Raw genomic sequence first — 6000 nt, 5'->3', positions numbered from 1 at the left:
ATCCTTCAGCGCGACGTTGTCCAACATGGCGTCGGCGAGCATGCGCTTCAGCTTGGCGTTCTCATCCTCGAGCGCCCGCAGCCGTTTGGCCTCCGACACATCCATCCCGCCGAAACGGGCCTTCCACTTGTAGATGCTGGCGTCACTGACCCCGTGCTTCCGGCACAGGTCCGAGACCGGCACCCCAGCCTCGTGCTCCTTCAGGATGCCGATGATCTGCTCTTCCGTGAAGCGGCTGCGCCTCATGTCCTGGTCCTCTAAATGGGCCAGAACGAACTTCAATCTGGATTAGACAGGAGGGGCAACGTCAATAGCCATGCGGGCGGCTGTGGAGGCCCTGAACGGCTTCCTTGCGGGCGCAGACATCGGCTTCGCTGAAGATGACCTCGGAGCCGTACACATCTCGGAGCGTAGGCTGCGCAGGCATTTCGTGATGAGGGCAGGGGCCAAAGGCGAGACTCCGATAGTTTCCTTTGACCTCGGTGGCCGTCTGTTCGGTGGGTTCTGGCAGAACCTTCCATCATCTCGACGCAGCGGCATTCGGATAAACGGCGAGACGGTGGCTGAACTCGACTATGGGCAGATGGCCGTGAGGCTGGCCTACGCGACAGTCGGTGTCACGCCTCCCGAGGGCGATATGTACGCCATTCCGGGGCTGGAAGGGCACCGGGCGGCGGTGAAGAAGGCATTCAACACGCTTCTCAATGCGGGGCCGAAGATGACCCGATGGGGCTACGAGCGGGCAGGCAATGGTGAAGACGCGGACGCCAGCGAACGCCTACCGGCAGGCTGGACCGTGAAGAGGACGAAGGCCGCCATCCTATCGCGCCATCCGGCGCTCGCCCGCAGTCTCGGGTCCGGCATCGGCCTCAAGCTCATGCACATCGAGAGCGAGATACTGGTGGCCGTGCTGGTGGAGATGACGGAGCGGGAGATTGTCGGTCTCGGCATCCACGATGGGCTCCTCGCGCCGGCATCAAAGGTGGATGAAGTGCGGATGATTATGGAGGATGTGGCGGTGGCGAAGGTCGGGACCACCATCCCGGTCTCCGTTGAGGCGCACTCTTAGAAATAAGCTTGGTCCATGTATAAGAGGCATAAACGGGTGCCTAGAAGCGCGTCCTTGTCATCGACGAGCATTCCAAGGGCGATGGCCTGAAATCTGCTGCACTGGTGCAATAAGGAAATTATCCAACTCGACAACCAATCCGCAGATGAAGAGTTTGTCGGCTTCTAGGTCAGTGATACTCACATGTCCCGCCTGTGCGCCTTGGTGAGCTATGTCGCCTCGCTTAGAGATAAACGACTTCAGTCTGATCTCGTGAGGCTGAAGCGAAGGTGTTACATCAACGCCAACAATACGGCTGAACAGTTCGGTGATGTTCGCAACGCTAGGTGTATTCAGTTGCTTAACGCGGGTCTCGGCAAGCGTATTTAGGTATGATTTCCATCCGTCTCCGGCAAGTTGAAGAGGTGCGAGCTCGCTCTTCTCATTTTTTATCGCTGAGGCCAGTGTCTTCTGCACATTCAAGTGCAGGTTTGTCGGGGCACCACAGCGCGCCAAAATATGGGAAAAGCTTTCTAGTAGGACCTCCTCGCAATACAGCTCCCACGCAGCGCAAAGAAGAAACGTGCCGCTGCGAGTTAGTACGGACGGAGGACGCCCCCGTCCTAGTCCCTCGCGATGGGCCTTGATGAGGGCATCGACGTCCTTCAGCAGGTGTCGCTCGAAGTTCAGGCGTGCTGCCGAGGGCATAGTCGCTCCTAAGAACCAAGCTTATGGTTTCGATGATCCCTCACCAAAATACAGTCGGTGCGCTAGAGCAAGATTGCCTGTCTCACTTCGCTGGGGGGGCATTTGTTACCATCGGACCAAAATTTGAGCCCAAGCGCCGAGAGCGGCCGCAACTGAATCGCGACCATGGCGTCAACCCGCCACAGCCGGAACGCTCCCGCTGGGGTCCATCGCTGGGGTTCACTTGGGGTCCATGTCCACTTTCGCGTCAGTGATTATCTAGTAAAATCAATGACATGCGGACATAAGAAAAGCCTGGCGCGCCCTAGGGGAGTCGAACCCCTCTCTCCACCGTGAAAGGGTGGCGTCCTAACCGATAGACGAAGGGCGCGCAGGCCGGGGCCTTATAGGGTGACGCGCGGCGGCGCGCAAGATGGTGCCGTCGGCGTCATCCACAGGCATCGCGTTCGAACCACTGAAACGCCTTCCCCAGCGCCAGGGGCGCTGGCAACGCGGGGACGGCAGGCGCCACCAGTTGCCTCGCGCGCCGCCGCAGAGGTCGAATCGGAACCGTATCGGGCCTCTTGCGGGCCGGGCATGACGGCGCCGGCCCGCCCGCTCAACCCGCCGTCACCACTTGCCGGTATTGGACATCGACGCCCACGGCTCCAGCGGCGGCAGCGCATCGCCCTTCTGCAGCAGTTCGATCGAGATGTTGTCGGGCGAACGGACAAAGGCCATGCGGCCGTCGCGCGGCGGGCGGTTGATGGTCACGCCGCCCTCCTGCAGCTTCTGGCAGGCGGCGTAGATGTCGTCGACCTCGAAGGCGAGATGGCCGAAATTGCGCCCCTCGCCATAGGTTTCCGGGTCCCAGTTGTAGGTCAGCTCGACCTCGGCGACGCCTTCCTGGCCGGGAGCGGCGAGGAAAATCAGCGTAAAGCGGCCCTGCGGCGATTCCTTGCGCCGCACCTCGGTGAGCCCCAGCTTGTTGCAGTAGAAGTCCAGCGAGGCGTCGACATCGGTGACGCGCACCATGGTGTGAAGGTACTTCATGAGTCCTCTCAAAGGCTGCCGCAGGGGTGTCCGCGGGTCGGGTGAGCGCAACATATGACGACGGGCGATGACATCAAGACATCGGCCAAGGCGCTGGCCGCCGTGCTGGCCGGCATGAAGGCCGGCGTCGCCTTCACCGGCGCGGGAATTTCGACCGAATGCGGCATTCCCGATTTCCGCTCGCCCGGCGGGCTGTGGAGCCGGAACCGGCCGATCGACTACCAGACCTTCCGCGCCAGCCCGCAGATGCGGGCCGAGGCCTGGCGGCGGCGTTTCGCGCTGGAGCCGGCCCTGGGCGGGGCAAAGCCCGGGCGCGGCCACCGGGCGCTGGCCGCGCTGCTGGCGCAGCGGCGTCTGCAGGCCATCATCACCCAGAACATAGACGGCCTGCACCAGGCCTCCGGCGTCGAGGAGGAACAGCTGGTCGAGCTGCACGGCAACAGCACCTATGCCAGCTGCCTCGACTGCGGCCAGCGCTATGAGCTGGACTGGGTCCGCGCCCGTTTCGAGGAAGGGCAGGGGCGGGCGCCGGACTGCGCGTCCTGCACTGGCCCGGTCAAGAGCGCGACGATTTCCTTCGGCCAGCCGATGCCGGCGGCGGCGATGGCGCGGGCCGGGGCGCTCAGCGGCGCGTGCGACGTGTTCCTTGTCCTCGGCTCCTCGCTGGTGGTGTGGCCGGCGGCCGGCTTTCCCCTCCAGGCCAAGCGCGCGGGGGCCACGCTCGTCATCGTCAATCGCGAGCCGACCGAACTCGACGATCTGGCCGACCTGGTCATTCATGCCGACATTGGCGACGTGTTCGAGGCGGCGCTGGCCGGTTGACGGGGCGCGGAATCGCGCCGCGAATCGATTTCGGTGTTTTCGTGGCGGCGGCGGGTGCTATGCTTCGGCCTCGGAATCATGGTTTCGCCAGCTGGGGCGAAATGGTTTTCCTGGAGGTAGGCAGCCGATGGTGTCGGACGGGTCTCTGCCACGCACGGGAATGGGCTCTCGCGACGAGCTGGATCAGGGCGACGAGGCGGGCGAGCGCCAGGATGGCAAGGTCCTCCAGCTCGCCGGCAGCATCAAATGGTTCGACCTCTCCAAGGGCTATGGCTTCGTCGTCCCCGATGATGGCAGCGGCGATGTGATGCTGCACGTCACCTGCCTGCGGCGTGGCGGCTTCACCACGGCGCAGGAGGGAGCGCGGGTGGTGTGCGAGGTGGTGGCCCGCGAGCGCGGCTTCCAGGCCCTGCGCGTGCTCTCCATGGACGAGACCACCGCCGTGCATCACTCGCAGCTGCCGCAGGCCCGCACCCATGTGACGGTGCAGGCCGTCGGCGGCTTCGAGCGGGCCTGGGTGAAGTGGTTCAACCGGCTGCGCGGCTTCGGCTTCCTCACCCGTGGCGAGGGCACCGAGGACATCTTCGTGCACATGGAGACGCTGCGTCGCCACGGGCTGGCCGAACTGCGCCCAGGCCAGATGGTGCTGGTGCGCTTCGGACCGGGGCCGAAAGGCCTTATGGCTGCCGAAGTGCGGCCCGATGGTGCCGCCACCCCATCGTCTCACTAGGGAAGGCGCCCCGGCGTCGTCGCAGCATGAATTCCGCACGCATCCGTTTCAGCGCTTTGAGTATTGGCGCTTTGAGTTTCAGCGCGTTGAGTGTCGCTCGCACGGCCACCGCGTTCCGCGCGGCGGGCCGGCAGGGGCGGGGGCTCGGCCTGGCGCTCGCCGCGCTCCTGATTGCCGGCCCGCTCCTGTTCACGAGTCTCGGGCCGGCTGGCGCCAATGTCGAGCAGCTGACCATTGTCACCAAGGCGGGTCCGCTCGGGGTCGAGATCGAGATGGCGGTGACGCCCGCCCAGCGCTCCAAGGGGCTGATGTACCGGACCGAACTCGCGCCCAATGCCGGCATGCTGTTCGATTTCGGCGTCGAGCAGCCGATCTATATGTGGATGAAGAACACCTACATTCCTCTCGACATGTTGTTTATCCGCTCGGATGGGCGGATCGCCAGCATCGCCACCGACACGGTGCCGCTTTCCACCGCCACCATTTCCTCCGGCGTGCCGGTGAAGGCGGTGCTGGAGCTGCCCGCCGGCACGGTGCGGGCGAAGGGAATCGCCGTTGGCGACCGCATCGAGCATCGCCTGTTCGGCGGCGGGTAGCGGAACGCGCCGGGCGTCCATCCGTTGGTGCAGACCGCAGCAACAGGGAGGCGCCGATGGCCATCATCAAGACACTCGGGGACGCAGGCGAGCTTCGCAGCTGGGCGGTCATATTGGAGACCGGCGAGGAGGCGATGGCGGCGTTGCAGGACTTCGCCCGCCGGGAGGGACTCACCGGCGCGCATCTGTCCGCCATCGGCGCCTTCAGCCATGGCGTGATCAGCTATTTCGACTGGGAGTCGAAGGAATATCGCGACATCCCGGTGGAGGAGCAGGTGGAGGTGGCCGCGCTGTCGGGCGATGTGGCGCTCGATCCCGACGGCCAGCCGGCGGTGCATGTGCATGTGGTGCTGGGGCGGCACGATGGCAGCGCTCTGGCCGGCCATCTCTCCAAGGGCGTTGTCCGGCCGACGCTGGAGCTCATCGTCACCGAGACCCCCGCCCATCTGCACAAGCAGATCGACCCGCAAAGCGGGCTGGCGCTGATCCGTCGGTAAGGGGCTGGGTCGAGGCTGGTCGGGGCAGCAGGATTCGAACCTGCGACCTGAAGTACCCAAAACTTCCGCGCTACCGGGCTGCGCTATGCCCCGACACCTTGAATGCCCGCCGTGGCGGGCAACGTCTTCTCGCCCGCTGGGGCCGGGCCGCTGTCAGATGGCACAGAAGGGTCCCGGTCGGCAAGATGGCCGGCGGGCGGAAGGCCCGCATCCACGCAGGACGCCGGCCAACCGCTCACGCCGCCGTCCGCCTATCGGGCGGAGGCGACCTTGCGCTTGGCGGCAGGGGCCGACCTCGCCGCCGGCGGCTTGGCCGCCGTCACCGCACGTTCGGCGGCCTCCTTGGCCAGGCGCGCCGCCCGAAGCTGGGCGGTTTTGGCCTCGCGCCGGACGACTTCCTGATGGATCGTCTCCATGGCGGCGCGCGAGATCGCTTCCGCCTTCGTTTCCAGCCGGGTCAGCGTCGGCCGGGAGACGGGGAGGGCGGAGGCGGGCAGGGGACGGCTCATGGGTCGATTCCTTTCGGTGTCGTCAGGCACGGTCTCAAGGCGCGTGAAGTCGCTGCGC

At 65.2% G+C, this 6000-nt stretch carries 9 protein-coding genes and 2 tRNA genes; 5 read left to right on the top strand and 6 right to left on the bottom strand.

Going from position 1 to position 6000, the window contains the following annotated elements:
* Positions 1-246: transposase (locus BLO63_RS05045; RefSeq protein ID WP_143007050.1), on the bottom strand; the 246-nt coding region annotated here is incomplete at its 3' end.
* Between the two features lie 70 nt (positions 247-316).
* On the opposite strand from BLO63_RS05045, the gene BLO63_RS05040 reads away from it, so the two are divergent.
* A complete protein-coding gene (locus BLO63_RS05040) occupies positions 317-1069 on the top strand; it encodes a hypothetical protein (protein ID WP_091437198.1) in 753 nt (250 codons plus the stop codon).
* Between the two features lie 57 nt (positions 1070-1126).
* Here the strand turns inward: BLO63_RS05040 and BLO63_RS20900 are convergent, their stop codons facing one another.
* The 3 genes from BLO63_RS20900 to BLO63_RS05030 all read right to left on the bottom strand — a co-directional run bounded on the left by BLO63_RS20900 (position 1127) and on the right by BLO63_RS05030 (position 2788).
* Positions 1127-1756, bottom strand: a complete 630-nt coding sequence (locus BLO63_RS20900; RefSeq protein WP_143007049.1) for a HEPN domain-containing protein — start codon at positions 1754-1756, stop codon at positions 1127-1129.
* A 295-nt stretch (positions 1757-2051) separates the two neighbouring features.
* Positions 2052-2126 (bottom strand) — tRNA-Glu (locus BLO63_RS05035).
* Between the two features lie 239 nt (positions 2127-2365).
* Positions 2366-2788 (bottom strand): VOC family protein, encoded by a 423-nt coding sequence (locus BLO63_RS05030; RefSeq protein ID WP_091437196.1) that lies wholly within the window; start codon positions 2786-2788, stop codon positions 2366-2368.
* 54 nt (positions 2789-2842) lie between these two features.
* Here BLO63_RS05030 and BLO63_RS05025 point away from each other — a divergent pair, with 54 nt between their 5' ends.
* From BLO63_RS05025 to BLO63_RS05010, 4 genes are all read left to right on the top strand, one after another.
* A complete protein-coding gene (locus BLO63_RS05025) occupies positions 2843-3610 on the top strand; it encodes an SIR2 family NAD-dependent protein deacylase (protein ID WP_091437194.1) in 768 nt (255 codons plus the stop codon).
* Positions 3611-3770: 160 nt separating this feature from the next.
* A complete protein-coding gene (locus tag BLO63_RS05020) occupies positions 3771-4340 on the top strand; it encodes a cold-shock protein (protein WP_244517620.1) in 570 nt (189 codons plus the stop codon).
* 86 nt (positions 4341-4426) lie between these two features.
* A complete protein-coding gene (locus BLO63_RS05015; RefSeq protein ID WP_091437190.1) occupies positions 4427-4936 on the top strand; it encodes a DUF192 domain-containing protein in 510 nt (169 codons plus the stop codon).
* Positions 4937-4992: 56 nt separating this feature from the next.
* The gene (locus tag BLO63_RS05010; RefSeq protein ID WP_091437188.1) at positions 4993-5433 is read left to right on the top strand and encodes a PPC domain-containing DNA-binding protein; all 441 of its coding nucleotides are present in this window, start codon (positions 4993-4995) and stop codon (positions 5431-5433) included.
* A 16-nt stretch (positions 5434-5449) separates the two neighbouring features.
* Here BLO63_RS05010 and BLO63_RS05005 read toward each other — a convergent pair.
* Together BLO63_RS05005 and BLO63_RS05000 are read right to left on the bottom strand one after the other, a co-directional pair.
* A tRNA-Pro gene (locus tag BLO63_RS05005) sits at positions 5450-5526 on the bottom strand.
* Between the two features lie 158 nt (positions 5527-5684).
* The gene (locus BLO63_RS05000; protein ID WP_091437187.1) at positions 5685-5942 is read right to left on the bottom strand and encodes a hypothetical protein; all 258 of its coding nucleotides are present in this window, start codon (positions 5940-5942) and stop codon (positions 5685-5687) included.
* Between the last annotated feature and the right edge of the window lie 58 nt (positions 5943-6000).

The organism is Ancylobacter rudongensis (genome assembly GCF_900100155.1).
In the GTDB taxonomy this organism is placed as follows: domain Bacteria; phylum Pseudomonadota; class Alphaproteobacteria; order Rhizobiales; family Xanthobacteraceae; genus Ancylobacter; species Ancylobacter rudongensis.
The sequence above is the reverse complement of the archived record's forward strand: the minus strand, read 5'-3'. Positions and strand labels throughout refer to the sequence as shown.